This window comes from Allorhizobium borbori (assembly GCF_014196535.1).
GTDB lineage: Bacteria > Pseudomonadota > Alphaproteobacteria > Rhizobiales > Rhizobiaceae > Ectorhizobium > Ectorhizobium borbori.
The window spans coordinates 172,456-188,384 of sequence record NZ_JACIDU010000003.1 but is presented as its reverse complement, the minus strand read 5'-3'; the positions used below and the strand labels follow the sequence as shown (position 1 = coordinate 188,384).

Below are 15,929 nucleotides of genomic sequence, written 5' to 3'. Positions count from 1 at the left end.
AGCCGAAGCCCCGTCGACCGTTCTCAACACTTTAGGACAATTGGCGTTACCAAGAGGTTTATGATGAAGAAAAGCTTGCGATGGTCGAAGGCTTTTTAGCGATCTTGCTGCAAAGCCCCGGCGTGGATGAGCCGGGCATCGATATAGGTGCGGACGGCCTCGTCCACGGCCTGCCAATCCCGCAGTAGCGTGCTGGAGAACCGGTAAAGCACAGTCAGGTCGTGCCCTGCGAAGATATCCCGCTGGCAATCGGCATTCGTGGCCAGATGCGGATCTTCCGGCAGAATGCAGCGCACGGCGTAATCAGGTTGGCCGTTTCTCTTGCCGGTAATCATGACCTCACCGGCATAGCCGCTGTCCTTGCGCAGATGATGCAGCACGAGACCTGCCTCCAGCGGCCTTTCCTCGCCTTCGAAAAGATCTCTATAAATGGGCTCCAGTCGCCCGGACATATCGCGCGACATGGTACTTTGACCGAGTTGAATGAAGATGAGTTGTCCCGGGCGCGAGAGATCGTTGAACCGATGGCTCGTTTCCGCGCTGTATCCTGTCATTTCAGGCCAGGCCAGATAGAGATCGATGCGGTCTGTCGCCCCATGAGCACGTGCTTGAGGGAAGCGGATGGTATTGGCAACCAATGACAGCCGGTCGGGGCCAATGGTGATGTCGTAGATGTCTGTGCTCGTCGTGTGGCCGGCGAGCGCAATCGTTTCCCCAAGCCGACGGCCGATCACATTGATGGCCACAAGCAACAGAACGAGCAGACCGACGACAACGATGGTAATCCGCAGCGCGCGGCCGGAGAGCAGGGGTGTTTCCTGAATAGGATCGGTTGTCATGCTCATGCCTGTCCCGCGCTTAACGTCGTCTATCGGTGCATCATGCGCCCGATTCCCTTTGGGATGACGGCTTTGACGTTTCACCAACATGGTTAATGATCTGTAAACACGAGTCGGAAGCAAGCAAAAAGCCGGCTCCCGGGGACACGGAGGAGCCGGCTTTTCAAACGCATGGCCCTTGAGAAGCCGATGCGAAATTACGGAGCGAAGCGCATTAGGGGCGAACGCTACCCACGGCCGTGGCGCGACCATCCCGGATCTTGACCCAGCGGCCCGGATCGTCGTTCGCCTGCCGCTTGAGGAATGTGTATTCCGTTTCCGACCAGAGAGAGACCTTGTTGCGCATGTTGTCGAGGATAAACTCGCCGCGATCCGTGCGCACGGTCAGAACGGCATGGCCATCGCCGTTGGGCTGCAGCACAACGGTAATCAGAAGGTCGCTGGGTGAGAAACCGCGTTCCATCAGCCGCTTGCGCTTCTCGAGAACGTAGTCCTCACAGTCGCCTGCGGTGGTCGGATAGGCCCAGCGCTCCTCTACGCCATAGATCTCCTGATCCGTCATCGGCTGGATTTCGGTGTTCACGGTGTAGTTGACGTCCAGAATGGTCTGCCAGCGCTGCTCGGTCAGTGTCATGGGCCCCGCATCGCCCCCCGTTGGGCGGCACTCGGCCGCATTGGCTTTGCAGAATTCATAATGGCCAATCGGCGGGTTGGCCGCGCCAGTGATGCGCATGATCGGCGGCAGGGCATAGGCGGCATGCGGCAGAAGCGATGTCATGCAGGCAATCATGCCGGCACCGAGTATGGCGGCTTTCTTGTTCATTGGTCGTCTCCCCTTTTGTTGGGAAGACATTGCCATGAACGATTTTATATCACGCAAAACACCGAAGTATAATTAAGTACAAAACAAGCAAAAACAAGAATAAAATCAAAATTAAATTCGATGTAAAATTGAGTTGTTATTTCATCGAATTTGAAGTGAATACCCTTAAAATTAGAAACAAATGCCGCGTTCGAATGCGCAAACCCATGGACGTAAAGCGTTATTTTCCCGACGGGCCTATCGCAGAATGGCGCGGCACAGGCGGGCGAGGCGCCGGGCGGGGTATGGCGTGTGCTTTTGGATCTCGGCGGTCGGCCGATCAGAAGTGGAGACGGAAAGCGCGCTCGTGAAGCCGCAAAAAATGCGAAATCACCGGGAAAACGGCAAGAAGGGGAGGCGGCTTCACCGCAAATGTACGTTGCCCGGTGTCGCCACCGTTGTCAGGCTGAGAAAACGCGGTGGGGAATGATCAAAGGAATTCGGCCAGCGACTCGCGCGTCTGGACGGCGCTGAATTCGACTGCGATGCCATCGGCGAAGTGGCGGACGACGCGCGCGCGCAGGCTGCCGAGGCGAACTGGCGTGCCGATCGGCAAGCGACCGTCCATATCGACGGCGGCGCCGGAGAGAGAAAGGTCGATGAGGCGGCAGGCGATCTTGCGGCCGTCTTCGATGGTGATTTCGGTCAGTGTGCGGCGCGGCGTCAGGCGGTCATGACGGCGGTCTTCCGGCAGACCGAGTTCATGACGATTGGCGATCCAGGTGAGCTGGGCGGCGAGCTTCTCGCGCTTCCGCTCTGTCGCCACGATCGACATGATGAAAGAGTTGCGGTCGGGCAGGGACAGGGCGGTTCCCTCGAGGCGCCCGATATGATCAATGTAGGCAATAACGCGCTCACCGATTTTCGGCAGTCTGGGAGCCGTAATAACTGCGTCGCCCGGTGACATATCGACAGCAGAGCAATCGTGTTCCGTGCGATCGGCAAGCATCATCCGTCCCGGAAGATTCACCGACACGCGGTGAAAAGCCTCCTTGATGTCCGGTCGCTTGGCAAAGACGGCGCGGGCGGATGTATGTGTGAGCATTGGAGACAGTTTCCCAGCGGATTCTAAGGGGCAAACTAGCGTGGCAACGGTTAAGAAGCTGTTTCCGGTTCGCGATCAATAATTTCGTGCGTCTGTTCCTCTGGTCGGCAGGCCTCAAGCTCAGTCTCAGTCTTCAAAGCGCTGCGGATTGATTCCTCGGCGTGCCGGTTGTCGCCGCTGGACGCGCGCCTTTCAGCGGGCGACTGCGCTCCAAATAGAGATAACGCAGCGTCTGCGCGGTGAGGAGGTTTGGTTCGCCGGGTTCGAGAACCAATGCACCCATCAATCGGTCGCAGAGACCTTCCGCCGAGCGGATGGGCAGGAGCAGCATTTCGAACCGCGATGTCTCGCCATCGTGGAAGAAGCCGAGCAGGTTCATCAGAACCGGGCTTTCGTGAGCGATGACGCCCTGGGCAATATCGACAGGATTGCTGTTAGGGCCGCCTGCCCAAAGGTCGTCGAAGGAGTGTCCGCGTAACTCCCGGCCGAAAAGCGCGCACATGCGCGTGCCGACCAGACGGAAAGACAGGTCGCCTTCCGCTGTCGATTCGAGCATGAAGAGATCCGGCAGCGCCATTCGTATGGCCGCCGGCTCGATCTGGCTGCGCATCGGCGAAGCGGCTTCGCCGCGCAATGCATCCCAATAGGCATAAATATCGCGACAGGTCATACGCTGATACATGTGAACACCCGTTTTCATTTCGGCCTTATGCCGATTGTGAGGAAGGACGCAGCGAAAAGCGTGCCAGATGCGCGTGGCACCTTTCGCGTTCGAATGTTAAGGTTAAGGAATGGTTTACGTTGCGCGATTCAGGTCACCGTGGCATAGGGTGTTCATCTCTTCGAAGGCCTTGCCTTCAGCACACATAAATTACAGCGAAACCTTCGGTCTTCGCAGGCGCCGTCCGGTTTCATCCGGACGGCCTTTTTTTTGGAAATCCGGCCAGCGGGCTGCTTGGGGCTCAACAGGAGTTTGCGGCAATGACGAGTGAACCTCCCGTTTTTTCAGCAACTTCTGATGAACAACCGCCGCGCCGTGAGCCGATTTTCAATTTTCCACCGGCGATTACCGTATCGATCCTGCTCCTCGTCGCGCTCTTTCTGTTGCAGGATTATCTGCTGCCTGAAAGCGCCAGCGAAGCCCTCGTCATCAGCCTTGCTTTCAGCCCGGTGCGCTATGTCTATCCGCTGGCGGAGCAGAACCTCGAATGGTTGTGGACGCCGCTCACTTACTCGCTTCTGCATGGTGGCTGGGAGCATCTTCTGTTCAATGGCCTGTGGTTGGCCGCTTTTGGCACACCTGTCGTGCGCCGAATCGGGACAGGTCGCTATGTCGTGTTCTGGATTTTGTCGGCGGTGGCGGCTGCGGCGCTGCATGCGGCTTTGAACTGGGGAGATCCGACGCTTCTGGTTGGCGCTTCCGGGGTGATTTCGGCCCTGATGGGCGGTGCCTGCCGTTTTGCCTTTCCAGCTTCCGGGGGGACATATAATCCTCGCTTCGGCCATCTCTATCCGCGCCAACCCCTCACGGTCGTTTTCAAGAACCGCACGGTTGCGATCTTCGTGCTGCTCTGGCTGTTCGGCAATCTGGTGGTCGGGTTGGGGGTACCGCTTTTCGGCGAGATGGAGGGGAACATCGCCTGGGATGCGCATCTTGGCGGTTTTGCCTTCGGCTTTCTCTGCTTTGGCCTCTTCGATCCGCAACCGCGCCGGGCGATCTGAACTAACGCGCGAAGGCTTCTTGAAGCCGCTTCAGTTCGCTGATACGTAACTGCGCTTCCTGATAGCCACGCTCGATGGTTTCGGCGGCGCGGTGGAACTCCGACAGGCCGATATCGCTGACGCGCGGCTGCAGCGCCAGATCCGGTGGGTCGCCAGCCAGACGGGCGCGCGAAATACGATCCTGAATGATGTTGTAGGACTGGACCATCACGCCGGGCAGGCCCAGCCGGTCGCGGCGGGCTTCCTTGCGCTGTTCGTCGGTATCCGGAATGGCGGCAGTGTGCTTAATGACTGCCGAGCGGCCGTAGGAATCGTAATGCAGGTTCACAGCGGCGACGAGAAGCTGTTCATGCGCACGGCAGACGCTGACCGGTACGGGATTGACGAGCGCGCCATCGACGAGCGTGCGGTTGTTGCAATGTACCGGTTCGAAAATGCCGGGCAGGGCGTAGGAGGCGCGCAGCGCCGTAATCAGCGAGCCTGACTCGATCCAGACTTCGTGACCCGTGTTCAGTTCGGTGGCGACGGCGACGAAACGGCGGTCGAGGTCCTCGATATTCAGTTCTTGCAGATGCTCCTGCATGCGGCGCGTAAGACGCATGCCGCCGAGAAGGCCACCGCCACCGATGGTGAGATCGAGCAGGCCCGCAATGCGGCGCATGGTGAGCGAGCGCGCAAAATCTTCCAGTTCGTCGAGCTTGCCGGCCAGATAACAGCCGCCGACCAGTGCGCCGATCGATGTACCCGCAATCATGCCCACTTCGATGCCGGCTTCATCCAGCGCGCGCAGAACACCGATATGCGCCCATCCGCGGGCAGCGCCGCCTCCCAGCGCAAGCGCAATCGGTGTCTTGTGGACGGGCTGCGGAATGACAGGGAGTTCGGGGCCAGACATACCCGGCCCGTGGTCTCCACTGGCAGGCGGTGTATTGGGGCGATGACGTGGCCAGTTCAACAACATGATTGCGCTCCTCCAAGCGGCAAATGCCGTTTCTGCATCATAGTATAGCGCAGACTTGGGTTGACAATCGGTTTATCGGTGCCGTTTGGGTCCAACAGGCGTGTCGGAACGAAACGGCGCCGTTATGAAGCTGAATAGATCGTGTCGGGATCGAAATGCCGGTGATCGTCGGTGATGTCCAGATTGGCCTTGCCGTCCTGGAGGTGAACGGTGCGGTAAAAGCAGGAGCGGCGCCCGGTGTGGCACGTCGCATCATGGCCGGCGACACTGACCTTCAGCCAGACCGCATCCTGATCGCAATCCGTCCGGATTTCGGTCACGGTCTGGAGATTGCCGGAGGTCTCGCCCTTCTTCCACAGCTTGCCGCGCGAGCGGCTGTAGTAATGGGCCACACCGGTTTCGATGGTCAGCGCCAGCGCCTCCGCATTCATATGAGCAACCATCAGCAGTTCGCCATCGCGCGCATCCGTCACCACGGCCGTCACGAGGCCGTGCGCGTCGAACTTCGGCGTAAAGGAACCGGCACCCTCGAGTTCGCTCTTCGATGCGGAGGGGGGAGCAAAAGTGATGGTCATGTCAGTCTCGCGGGCAGGCGGCTGCGTTCAACGCAGGCCGCGCAAGGTCATCATGAACCGCGCCTGTTCGGCGGGATCGGTCTTGTAAATGCCGGTGAAGCTGGTCGTCAGGGTGGTAGAGCCCTGCTTCTGCACACCGCGCATCGCCATGCACAGATGCTCGGCCTCGATGATGATCGCAACACCCTTCGGCTTGAGGTTGGTCTCGATGGCGTCGGCGATCTGCGCGGTCATGGTTTCCTGCGTTTGCAGGCGGCGACCGAAGACCTCCACGATGCGGGCGATCTTGGAAAGACCGAGAACACGACCATCCGGCTTGTAGGCCACATGCGCCTTGCCGATAATCGGCACCATGTGATGTTCGCAATGGGAGAAGAACGGAATGTCGCGCACGAGAACCATGTCGTCGTAGCCACCCACTTCCTCGAAAGTGCGGCCAAGCGCTTCCGCCGGATCTGCCTTGTAGCCTGCGAACAACTCGCGATAGGCATCGACGACACGCTTCGGCGTATCGAGCAGCCCTTCGCGCGTCGGGTCATCACCGGCCCAGCGAAGCAGAACACGGACAGCCTCTTCCGCTTCCTCGCGCGTCGGATTTTGCGAATGGGCGGCAAGGCTTTTCAGGTTTTTCACGACGGCATCCATATTCAGTCTCCGCTCCGTTCGGCATGCGCTCCTGCGCTATCGCCCGACCGGTTACTACGCCGGGTATCTGGCCCCGGATCACACAATTTTCAAGGTATTCCATTTCAATTTGCAAAGCGTTGCCGGAAGCTTTGCTTTCCTAGCGTGAAAGTTCCATATCATGTAGAAGAACACGAAGAAACCCGTCGCGGATGTGACGGACTGTTTCCCGAATACGGGGAAAACGGGACCAATAGCGGCATGGACGACATATATAATGCGAAGATTCTCGAATTTGCCGGCAATCTGCCGCTGACAGGCGTTCTGCCTGATGCGCAGGGTTATGCCGAGCGGCAATCGAAACTTTGCGGGTCGCGCATTCGCGTGCACCTCAAGCTGGATGGCGACACCGTTTCTGCATTTTCCCATGAGGTGAAAGCCTGCGCGCTTGGTCAGGCTTCGGCCTCCATTCTGGCCCGGCATGTGGTGGGCGCGAGCGTTACAGAAATCGCTGAGGCCCGCGATGCCATGCTCGCCATGCTGAAGGAGGACGGCGAGGGGCCGGAGGGCCGCTTCGAGGACATGCGTTTCCTAAAACCCGTCCGCGATTACAAGGCTCGCCACGCCTCCACCATGCTCACTTTTGAGGCGACGCTCGGCGCCATCGCCGACATAGCGGCAAAGAAGACGGCCGAAGAGGTCTGAGCGCATGTGTTCCTCCTGCGGCGAGCCGCATCCGCAACGCCCACAGGGCTCGTCACGCAATTGGCAGGGGCCGTTTCGCAAGACGCCGGCCCGGCTTTTCGGCATGGCCTTCATCCGGGCCTACCAACTCACGCTCTCCAGCCTCATCGGCAATCATTGCCGCCATATGCCGACCTGTTCGGAATATGGTTACGAGGCCATTGCCCGCCACGGCCTTTGGGCAGGCGGCTTTCTCACGCTTTTCAGGGTCGGACGCTGTGGTCCGGGCGGCACCTGGGGATTTGATCCCGTGCCGGAGGTCTTGCCGGCCGCCTTCGTCTGGTGGAAGCCATGGCGTTACTGGCTGGCGGGCCGCCATCAAGACAGCGCCGGTTAAGCTTTCGTTAGTAATATTGACGAAAGTCGCCGGAAAAGAATGCCGGCTGTCTCATTCTGACCATCAAGCCACGTAAAAGAGCCGGACCAAGGCAGGCAGATTCAGGAGTCGCAATCATGACATCAGGCAAGGGAACGCTCCGGCATATGGGCTTGACGATGACGGTTTGCGTCGCTGCGATTACCGTATCGTCGGTTGCCAGCGCCGCATCGTCCTGGGCCATGCTGGATGCGAAAACGGGCCGTATCATCGGCGAGGACGATGGCCAACGCCTGCATCCGCCCGCATCGCTTGCCAAGATGATGACCGTTTATCTGACCTTCGAGGCGCTCAAGAGCGGCAAGATCAGTTGGGCGACCCGTGTGCCGATCTCGAAGAATGCGGCCGCCAAGATTCCGATGAAACTCGGCGTGAAGCCTGGCGACACCATCAGCGTGCGCGAGGCCGTGGACAGCATGATCGTGCTTTCCGCCAACGATGTCGCGACCGCGATGGGGGAGTTCCTGTCGGGCTCGGAAGCGCAGTTCGCGCGCGTCATGACGCAGCGCGCCCGCAAGATCGGCATGAAGGACACGGTATTCGCCAACCCGTCCGGATTGACCGACCGCACCCAGCAGGTCACGACGGCCCGCGACATGACGGTTCTCGGGTTGGCGCTGCGGCGTGACTATCCGCGCGAATATGCACTGTTTTCACAGCCTTCCTTCAGCTTTCGCGGACGCACCTATCGTGGCCACAACAACCTCATGTATCGCTATAACGGCGTTGACGGCATCAAGACCGGTTACACCTCTGTTTCCGGGTACAATCTCGTGTCTTCGTTGAATGCAGATGGCAAGCAACTGGTCGGCGCGGTTCTCGGCGGCACATCGGCCCGCAAGCGCGACGAATTGATGGCGTCCCTGCTCACCCGTTTTTCCACCGGCGGCACGATAACGGCATCTGCGGCACCCGTTCGCAAAACCGCTCCCGCACCCGTTCCGGCTCCCGTCGTCGTTGCCGAAGCCGGCAACACATCATTGCGCAGCGGTCTTGCGCCCGTGCCGAACGAGCGTCCGGCGGCTTTTGCGGCCGTCACGCCGTCCGAAGCACCTTCTCTTGCCCATGCGGAAGTCGTGGAGCAGGGTGATGGTGGCGAACCGGTTGCTTCCACTGGCGGCGGGATTTGGCGCATTCAGGTGGGCTCGTTGCCAGATCGCGCGTCGGCCACACAATTGCAGACCAAGGCTTCAAATGCGCTGCGTGCCTCCGGGCTTTCCGCCCAGAGCGCAGTCGAAGTGTTCAAGGGTGACGTCAGCACCTTTTATCGGGTGCGGTTTTCGGGCTTTGACAGCGGCAAGAGTGCTGCAAACGCCTGTGCTCAGATGAAGCGCCAGAGCATCGACTGCTTCGTCGTCGCCGATCGTTGAGCCGCCACCTCGCTTTACTCGCGCCCTGAAAAGAATTATCTACCCGCCTGTTCAGGCGGCATTCTGATTTGCGCTGCCTTCAAAGACCACCCGCATTGGTTGGCGGGACTGGATAGGAGAAAACAATGACCGAAGTTTCCCTCAAATTCCCAGATGGTTCCGTTCGCGCCTTTCCCGCCGGTGCAACCGGCAAGGATGTGGCCGAGTCCATCTCGAAGTCGCTGGCCAAGAAGGCAGTGGCCGTCACGCTGAATGGCGATCTGGCCGACCTGTCTACGCCCGTGACCGACGGCGCTGCCATCGAAATCGTCACCCGTACCGATCCGCGCGCGCTGGAACTCATCCGCCACGACGCCGCGCATGTCATGGCCGAGGCCGTGCAGGAGCTTTGGCCCGGCACGCAGGTCACGATCGGCCCGGTGATCGAGAACGGTTTCTATTACGATTTCGCTCGCGAAACCCCGTTCACGCCTGATGATCTGCCGAAGATCGAAGCCAAGATGAAGGAAATCATCGCCCGCAACGCGCCGTTCACGCGCGAAGTGTGGTCGCGTGAGAAGGCCAAGGAAGTCTTCGCCGCCAAGGGGGAGGCCTACAAGGTCGAACTCGTGGACGCGATTCCGGACGGCCAGGATCTCAAGATCTATCATCAGGGCGAATGGTTCGACCTTTGTCGTGGTCCGCACATGGCCTCCACTGGCCAGATCGGCACGGCCTTCAAGTTGATGAAGGTGGCCGGCGCCTATTGGCGCGGCGATTCGAACAATGCCATGCTGACCCGCATCTACGGCACCGCCTGGGCTACCCAGGAGGAACTGGATCGCTACCTGCATATTCTGGCCGAAGCCGAAAAGCGCGATCACCGCCGCCTTGGTCGCGAAATGGACCTGTTCCATTTCCAGGAAGAAGGCCCGGGCGTCGTGTTCTGGCACGGCAAGGGCTGGCGAATGTTCCAGGCACTGACGGCCTATATGCGCCGTCGCTTGGCGGGCGACTATGAGGAGGTCAACGCGCCGCAAGTGCTCGATGCCTCGTTGTGGGAAACCTCCGGTCACTGGGGCTGGTATCAGGAAAACATGTTCGCGGTGAAGTCGGCCTATGCCTTCACGCACCCGGAAGACAAGGAAGCGGACAACCGCGTCTTTGCGCTGAAGCCGATGAACTGCCCCGGCCATGTGCAGATTTTCAAGCACGGTCTGAAGTCCTATCGCGAACTGCCGATCCGCCTCGCGGAATTCGGTACGGTTCACCGTTACGAAGCGTCCGGCGCCCTGCACGGGCTGATGCGCGTGCGCGGCTTCACGCAGGACGATGCCCACATCTTCTGCACCGACGAGCAGATGGCCGCCGAGTGCCTGAAGATCAACGACCTGATCCTGTCTGTTTATGAGGACTTCGGCTTCAAGGAGATCGTCGTCAAGCTCTCGACCCGCCCGGACAAGCGCGTCGGTTCCGACGATCTGTGGGATCGCGCCGAAAGCGTGATGACGGATGTGCTCAAAACCATCGAGGATGAGTCAGAAGGCCGCATCAAGACCGGCATTCTGCCGGGCGAGGGTGCATTCTACGGTCCGAAGTTCGAGTATACGCTCAAGGATGCCATCGGTCGTGATTGGCAGTGCGGCACCACGCAGGTGGACTTCAACCTGCCGGAACGTTTTGGCGCCTTCTACATCGACCAGAACTCGGAAAAGACCAAACCGGTCATGATCCACCGCGCCATCTGCGGCTCGATGGAACGCTTCCTCGGCATTCTGATCGAGAACTTCGCTGGCCATCTGCCGCTGTGGATCGCCCCGACGCAAGTCGTCGTGGCAACGATCACCTCGGAGGCGGATGCCTATGCGGATGAAGTGGCGGAAGCGCTGCGCGAGGCCGGTCTTCACGTTGAAACCGACTTCCGTAACGAGAAGATCAACTACAAGATTCGCGAGCACTCGGTCACCAAGGTTCCGGTGATCATCGTCTGCGGTCGCAAGGAGGCCGAAGAGCGGACGGTCAACATCCGCCGTCTCGGTTCGCAGGAACAGACCTCGATGTCCTTCGACGAGGCCGTTTCAAGTCTGGCCTGGGAAGCGACCCCGCCGGATCTCAAGCGCAAGGCCGAAGCCCGCAAGGCAAAGGGCTGAGACTGAATTGAAAAGGCCCCGGAAGCGATGCTTCCGGGGCCTTTTGCATGAGGGCAGGCGGGTCAGAAGTCCTGCGAGATCGTATCGTCCTGCTTTTTGAGTTCGTGCTTGTCCAGCACCAGTTCCACGTCCATGTTGCGACCGGATTCGACCGTGAAATTGCGCTGGTAGATCTTTTCCTTATTGCGGGCCACGGCAACATATTCGCCTTCCGCCAGAATGAGGATCGGAAAGGCGGATACGCTTTCGCTCACCGTATCCCCGGCACCGGTCATGATCGACCAGGCGGTGTCGGCAATGGCTTCGCCGCCGTCCTCCGAGACGAGTTTCAACGCCACCTGCGCGGCGCGGTGCTGAATCGTCGCTTCCGTCAGCTTGCCCGCCTCGATCTGGATATTGGCGCGCACGACGGCGTTGACGTTGCCGTATTCTGAAACGACGTGATAGGTGCCGGCATTGAGCCGCACGATCATGTTCGGCCGCACGTTGGCCACCACGAGGCCACGCTCGCCATCATCCTGAACATCCGAGGAATAGACGGAGAAGCTCATCTTGTCCGGTGGAATGCGCATGTCGTTACCGGCCACGCCATTCAGCACCACACCGCCCGCATCCAGAACCAGCACCTGCTTTTCCGGCGAACCGGAGGCGGGGACGGTCAGCTTCTTGGTGGCGCCGGCGCGGCCGAAGGCGACATTGACGTAGTAATCGCCCGGCATGAGCTGGAAACCGGCTGAACCGCCTTCGGCGCTCGCCAGAAGCGGCAGCTTGCCATCATCGCCCGGCGAGGGGCTGAAGACGCGCCAGACGAGGCCTTCCTGCACGGGGTCGCCATCGCTGGTCAGGCGCGCTTCCATGAAGACTTCGCGCACATTGGTGGTCGCCGACCCGAGCGCTGGATCAACGAAGGCGTTGAGCTTCGGCGTCTTGATGGTCGAATCGAGGTTCTTGAAGCTGGAAAAAGGTTCCTGCGCCATAAGCGGCGCAGCGGCGGCAGACGAAAGGGCGCAGACAAGAACTGCGCGGCAGAGAACGGAATGCGGGGTCATATCGTCGGGCCGGTTGACTTCTTTCATGTTGATGTTCACTTCAAGACCAATGCGGTGGCAATTTCAAGACCATCACCTGCCGGAAACGAGTCTCACTATGTCTGAAAACCAGAACCTCATCGAATATCTCAGGAACCGCCGCTCCACGCCGCCGGCCATGATGACCGCGCCGGGCCCCAATCGTCAGGAGATCGAAGACCTGCTGGCATTGGCAAGCCGCGTGCCGGATCACGGTAAGCTCGTGCCCTGGCGCTTTGTCGTCTATTCCCGCGAAGCGCGCGAGCGCATCAGCGACGCGCTGGTGGAACTGGTCAAGGCCGACCGGCCCGATGCCTCCGAGGAATTGCTGACACTGGAGCGGAACCGTCTGCTGCTTGCTCCTGTGGTTATCGGCGTCTTCTCGACAGCCGCTCCCCATGCGAAGATCCCGGAATGGGAGCAGATGCTTTCCGCCGGCGCCGTCTGCTATAATCTTACAATTGCTGCCAATTCCCTTGGTTACGCCGCCAACTGGCTGACACAGTGGTTCGCCTATGACGAACGCGCCCGTCCGTTGCTCGGCCTTCAGCCGGGCGAAAAAGTTGCCGGCTTCATCCATATCGGCACGCAGGCGACGCATCCGGGGGATCGGGCACGCCCGGTCGTCTCCGAAATCACGAGCTGGGTAGACGCCTGATGTTTTATGAAACCGAAAAGAACGATCACGGCCTGCCACACGATCCCTTCAATGCCATCATCGCGCCGCGTCCGATCGGCTGGATCGGTACGAAGGGCAGGGACGGATCGCTCAATCTCGCACCCTATTCCTTCTTCAACGCGCTTTCCTATCGTCCCAAGCTGGTGATGTTTGCCTCCACCAATCCGAAAGACAGCCTGCGCAATTGCGAGGAAACCGGTGTCTTCACCGCAAGCCTCGTCAGCCGCGATCTCGTGGAGGCGATGAACGTGACGTCAGCGCCGGCGCCCTATGGCATGGACGAGTTCGCGCTGTCCGGCCTGACGCCCGTGACCGGCCGGATGGTGGACGCACCCTATGTGGGTGAAGCGAGAGCGGTGCTGGAATGCAGGGTCACGCAGATTTTGCGTCCGCTCGATCTGGCCGGGCAGGAAACGGGCTCGACCATCGTCTTCGGGCAGGTTGTCGGCATTCATATCGATGACGCTGCGTTGAAGGACGGTCTGCTCGATATGGGGGTCGCCCGCGCGATCGGCCGGCTCGGCTACATGGATTACACCGACGCCTCGGCCGAGGTCTTTACGCTTCAGCGCCCACCGGCACCCTGAGCGCCGAAAATGCGGTTGGCGATGGCGGCTTCGGCTGTCGTCACCACCAGTTTGCCGGCGAAGCCGTCAGCCCGATCCTTCTCGCATGCTGATTCGAAGCCTGCTTCTGTCAAGCCGGCTTCGGGAGCGGCCAGCGCAGCGACACCCGCTGCCACTGCCGAAAGGACAGTCAGGCCGCGCGCCTGCCGGATCGGCTCGGCATCAAGGCTCGGTAAAGACATTGCAGCGCGCATCCCGTGGCCGGGGCCGGCAATGCCGATGAGGCGGGAGGACTTCCCCGTCAGATCACCCGGAACAGGAACGCTTTGCGGATGATCGCCCGCAAGTGCGACGATCGAGGTGTCGCCAACAGGCTGACCTGCCATCGCCTCTGCCGCCGAGAGCAGGACATCGACCTTCTGGATATCAGCGCCATGGCATGGCCCCTCTAGCAGGATGCCCGCCAATCCGACCTCGACGGCGCGCTGCAGGGACGTAACCAGCGAATCGTCCTGAGCACCGAGCCGCAGAAAAGTGCGCCGGCACAACGCTTGCGACAGACTGGATACGGCCCCAAGCGCCGATGGAGCGATGACGAATCGATCCGCGCCAAAGGGCGCATCCGCCCATGTTTCGGTTTCGACCCAAAGCCAGCTTCGGGGAAAGGGTAATATAAGTTTGGTCATACAATTCAGCGCGAACCACAGGCGTTAATGGATATGGTGAACCAATCATAAACTTTTGAGCGTTAGCTTGAAACCAAGCGCAAACGGAATCTCAACCACCGTTTGGCCGGTGAGGTTTCCCGTGATCGTACAGGCATTTCTTCGATGGGCGGAAGGGGCTAAGGCCGCAGACAGAGCCAAGGCGGCCAATGCGCTGGGCCGGGCCTATCTCCAGTCTTCGTTGCAGGGCGAGCAGCGCAAGGCGGCGAGCATTGCCATTACCCATCTTCTGGACGATCCGTCACCGGCAGTTCGTCTGGCGCTGGCAGAAGCGCTGGCGTTCGATGACTACTCCCCGCGCTCCATCATCCTGTCGCTGGCCGATGACCAGGCGGAGATTGCAGCAACCGTGCTCGCCGTCTCGCCGGTTCTTCTGGATGCAGACCTGATCGATCTTGTCGGGCGCGGCAATGCCTGCAGTCGCGCCGCAATTGCAGCCCGCCAGGGGTTGACGGCGCCCGTTGCGGCTGCGGTCGCTGAGGTGGCGGAGCCGGAAGTGATTTCGGTGCTGCTCGAAAATCCAACGGCGCAAATCGGTCGCATCAGCCTGCGTCGTCTGGCCGAACGCTTCGGTGGCGTGGCCGAAATCCGCTCGGCGCTGCTGGACCGTAGCGATCTACCCGCCGATGCCCGGCACATTCTGGCAACCGAACTCGCCGCCGCTTTGGCGGACCTTGATCTCGTGCGCAACCTGATCGGCGGCCTGCGGGTTCGCCGGCTGACTCGCGAAGTATCCGATCTCGCGGCGGTCGTTATCGCTGGAACGGCGGCCCGCGAAGAGCTGCCGGAACTCGTGGAACACATGCGGATCGCAGGGCAACTCACGCCGGCTTTCCTGATGCAGTCGCTCTGCATGGGCCGAATCGAATTCTTCGCCGAATCGGTCTGCAATCTGTCGGGTCTGGAAGAGCGCCGTGTGCGCGCGATTCTGGCGACTGGCCGTATGCATGCCGTGCGTGCCCTCTTCGAATCGGTCGGCCTTGCCCGCGATATCAGCGTGTTGTTCGTGGAAGCGGTCATGCTGTGGCGGGAAGCAAGTCGAACCGATGATCTGGTCGGCGAAGGCGATATTGCCGGTGTGCTTGTCGAACGCTTCCGTGACCGGGTCGCAGCGCATTCTGCAGCCTCCGGACTTCTCGACATCATCGAGAAGATCGAGATCAACCGGCAGCGGCGGCTGGCCCGCGATTATGTCGGCAGCGTCGTTCTTGAAGCGGCATAAGCCGCTTCAGTCGTTCCGGAACGCACTGATAACCCAGCTATAGCCGTCCGCGACGAAGCGAACGGGCTTGTTCGCGAGCGTCTTGACACCGTCCGTGCTGGGTAACATCGAGCGTGCTTTGTCGATAGCGCGGGTGGTGAGGCTGACCTGGGCCGGTGTCGCGACCGGTTCGGTCTTTGGCGGCTCTGCGACCGGCATTTCGGGCGTTGCGGTTTTTTGCGTGGCGGTTTCCGTCGGCATCTGGCAGGCGGCCATCAGCACCGGATAATTGCTGCGGTTTGCGTAGATGCTCAACTGTTCTTCGGAGGCTGCCTCGCACAGAGCAATGCTTGGCCAACGCTTTTCAGGGGTCGCGACGTAATGACACCCCGCGCCGGCGTCGTTGCAGCCCATGATGGTCATAATTATGATTGCAGCCTGCAT

General features: G+C 60.3%; 18 protein-coding genes. 8 read left to right on the top strand and 10 right to left on the bottom strand.

Annotation, left to right across the window (positions count from 1 at the left end; translation table 11 throughout):
* Positions 1–95: 95 nt before the first annotated feature.
* The 4 genes from GGQ66_RS05020 to GGQ66_RS05005 all read right to left on the bottom strand — a co-directional run bounded on the left by GGQ66_RS05020 (position 96) and on the right by GGQ66_RS05005 (position 3,428).
* A complete protein-coding gene (locus GGQ66_RS05020) occupies positions 96–839 on the bottom strand; it encodes a hypothetical protein (protein WP_306414064.1) in 744 nt (247 codons plus the stop codon).
* Between the two features lie 214 nt (positions 840–1,053).
* The gene (locus GGQ66_RS05015) at positions 1,054–1,617 is read right to left on the bottom strand and encodes a transglutaminase-like cysteine peptidase (protein ID WP_370686297.1); all 564 of its coding nucleotides are present in this window, start codon (positions 1,615–1,617) and stop codon (positions 1,054–1,056) included.
* Between the two features lie 514 nt (positions 1,618–2,131).
* Complete coding sequence (locus GGQ66_RS05010; RefSeq protein WP_183790059.1) at positions 2,132–2,746, bottom strand: PilZ domain-containing protein; 615 nt, start codon at positions 2,744–2,746, stop codon at positions 2,132–2,134.
* Positions 2,747–2,879: 133 nt separating this feature from the next.
* Positions 2,880–3,428: a PAS domain-containing protein gene (locus GGQ66_RS05005; RefSeq protein ID WP_183790057.1), complete on the bottom strand. Its 549-nt coding sequence runs from the start codon at positions 3,426–3,428 to the stop codon at positions 2,880–2,882.
* A 299-nt stretch (positions 3,429–3,727) separates the two neighbouring features.
* Here GGQ66_RS05005 and GGQ66_RS05000 point away from each other — a divergent pair, with 299 nt between their 5' ends.
* On the top strand, positions 3,728–4,468 hold the full coding sequence (locus GGQ66_RS05000; protein ID WP_183790055.1) for a rhomboid family intramembrane serine protease: 741 nt from the start codon (positions 3,728–3,730) through the stop codon (positions 4,466–4,468).
* Between the two features lies 1 nt (position 4,469).
* Here the strand turns inward: GGQ66_RS05000 and GGQ66_RS04995 are convergent, their stop codons facing one another.
* The 3 genes from GGQ66_RS04995 to folE form a co-directional block, all read right to left on the bottom strand.
* Entirely contained in the window at positions 4,470–5,426 is a 957-nt protein-coding gene (locus GGQ66_RS04995; RefSeq protein WP_370686296.1) for a patatin-like phospholipase family protein, read from the bottom strand.
* A 125-nt stretch (positions 5,427–5,551) separates the two neighbouring features.
* On the bottom strand, positions 5,552–6,004 hold the full coding sequence (hisI, locus tag GGQ66_RS04990; RefSeq protein ID WP_183790051.1) for a phosphoribosyl-AMP cyclohydrolase: 453 nt from the start codon (positions 6,002–6,004) through the stop codon (positions 5,552–5,554).
* Between the two features lie 27 nt (positions 6,005–6,031).
* A complete protein-coding gene (gene folE, locus GGQ66_RS04985) occupies positions 6,032–6,649 on the bottom strand; it encodes a GTP cyclohydrolase I FolE (RefSeq protein ID WP_183790049.1) in 618 nt (205 codons plus the stop codon).
* A 240-nt stretch (positions 6,650–6,889) separates the two neighbouring features.
* Between folE and GGQ66_RS04980 the strand changes: the two genes are divergently transcribed.
* The 4 genes from GGQ66_RS04980 to thrS all read left to right on the top strand — a co-directional run bounded on the left by GGQ66_RS04980 (position 6,890) and on the right by thrS (position 11,247).
* Positions 6,890–7,333, top strand: coding sequence for an iron-sulfur cluster assembly scaffold protein (locus GGQ66_RS04980; RefSeq protein ID WP_183790047.1), 444 nt, complete (start codon positions 6,890–6,892; stop codon positions 7,331–7,333).
* A gap of 4 nt (positions 7,334–7,337) precedes the next feature.
* Positions 7,338–7,709: a membrane protein insertion efficiency factor YidD gene (yidD, locus tag GGQ66_RS04975; RefSeq protein ID WP_183790045.1), complete on the top strand. Its 372-nt coding sequence runs from the start codon at positions 7,338–7,340 to the stop codon at positions 7,707–7,709.
* Between the two features lie 116 nt (positions 7,710–7,825).
* Positions 7,826–9,118, top strand: a complete 1,293-nt coding sequence (locus tag GGQ66_RS04970) for an SPOR domain-containing protein (protein WP_441397103.1) — start codon at positions 7,826–7,828, stop codon at positions 9,116–9,118.
* 125 nt (positions 9,119–9,243) lie between these two features.
* Positions 9,244–11,247, top strand: a complete 2,004-nt coding sequence (gene thrS / locus GGQ66_RS04965; RefSeq protein WP_183790043.1) for a threonine--tRNA ligase — start codon at positions 9,244–9,246, stop codon at positions 11,245–11,247.
* A 62-nt stretch (positions 11,248–11,309) separates the two neighbouring features.
* Here thrS and GGQ66_RS04960 read toward each other — a convergent pair whose 3' ends face one another.
* Positions 11,310–12,323, bottom strand: coding sequence for an RgsD C-terminal domain-containing protein (locus GGQ66_RS04960; RefSeq protein WP_237358791.1), 1,014 nt, complete (start codon positions 12,321–12,323; stop codon positions 11,310–11,312).
* A 70-nt stretch (positions 12,324–12,393) separates the two neighbouring features.
* Here GGQ66_RS04960 and GGQ66_RS04955 point away from each other — a divergent pair, with 70 nt between their 5' ends.
* Positions 12,394–12,972 (top strand): nitroreductase family protein, encoded by a 579-nt coding sequence (locus tag GGQ66_RS04955; protein ID WP_183790041.1) that lies wholly within the window; start codon positions 12,394–12,396, stop codon positions 12,970–12,972.
* Entirely contained in the window at positions 12,972–13,580 is a 609-nt protein-coding gene (locus GGQ66_RS04950) for a flavin reductase family protein (protein WP_183790040.1), read from the top strand. The genes GGQ66_RS04955 and GGQ66_RS04950 overlap by 1 nt, the downstream gene beginning before the upstream one ends.
* Here GGQ66_RS04950 and GGQ66_RS04945 read toward each other — a convergent pair.
* Positions 13,559–14,245, bottom strand: coding sequence for an aldolase/citrate lyase/malate synthase family protein (locus GGQ66_RS04945; RefSeq protein ID WP_183790039.1), 687 nt, complete (start codon positions 14,243–14,245; stop codon positions 13,559–13,561). The genes GGQ66_RS04950 and GGQ66_RS04945 overlap by 22 nt on opposite strands.
* A gap of 121 nt (positions 14,246–14,366) precedes the next feature.
* Here GGQ66_RS04945 and GGQ66_RS04940 point away from each other — a divergent pair, with 121 nt between their 5' ends.
* The gene (locus GGQ66_RS04940) at positions 14,367–15,506 is read left to right on the top strand and encodes a DUF2336 domain-containing protein (protein ID WP_183790038.1); all 1,140 of its coding nucleotides are present in this window, start codon (positions 14,367–14,369) and stop codon (positions 15,504–15,506) included.
* A 6-nt stretch (positions 15,507–15,512) separates the two neighbouring features.
* On the opposite strand, the gene GGQ66_RS04935 is transcribed toward GGQ66_RS04940, so the two are convergent.
* A complete protein-coding gene (locus GGQ66_RS04935) occupies positions 15,513–15,929 on the bottom strand; it encodes a hypothetical protein (RefSeq protein ID WP_183790036.1) in 417 nt (138 codons plus the stop codon).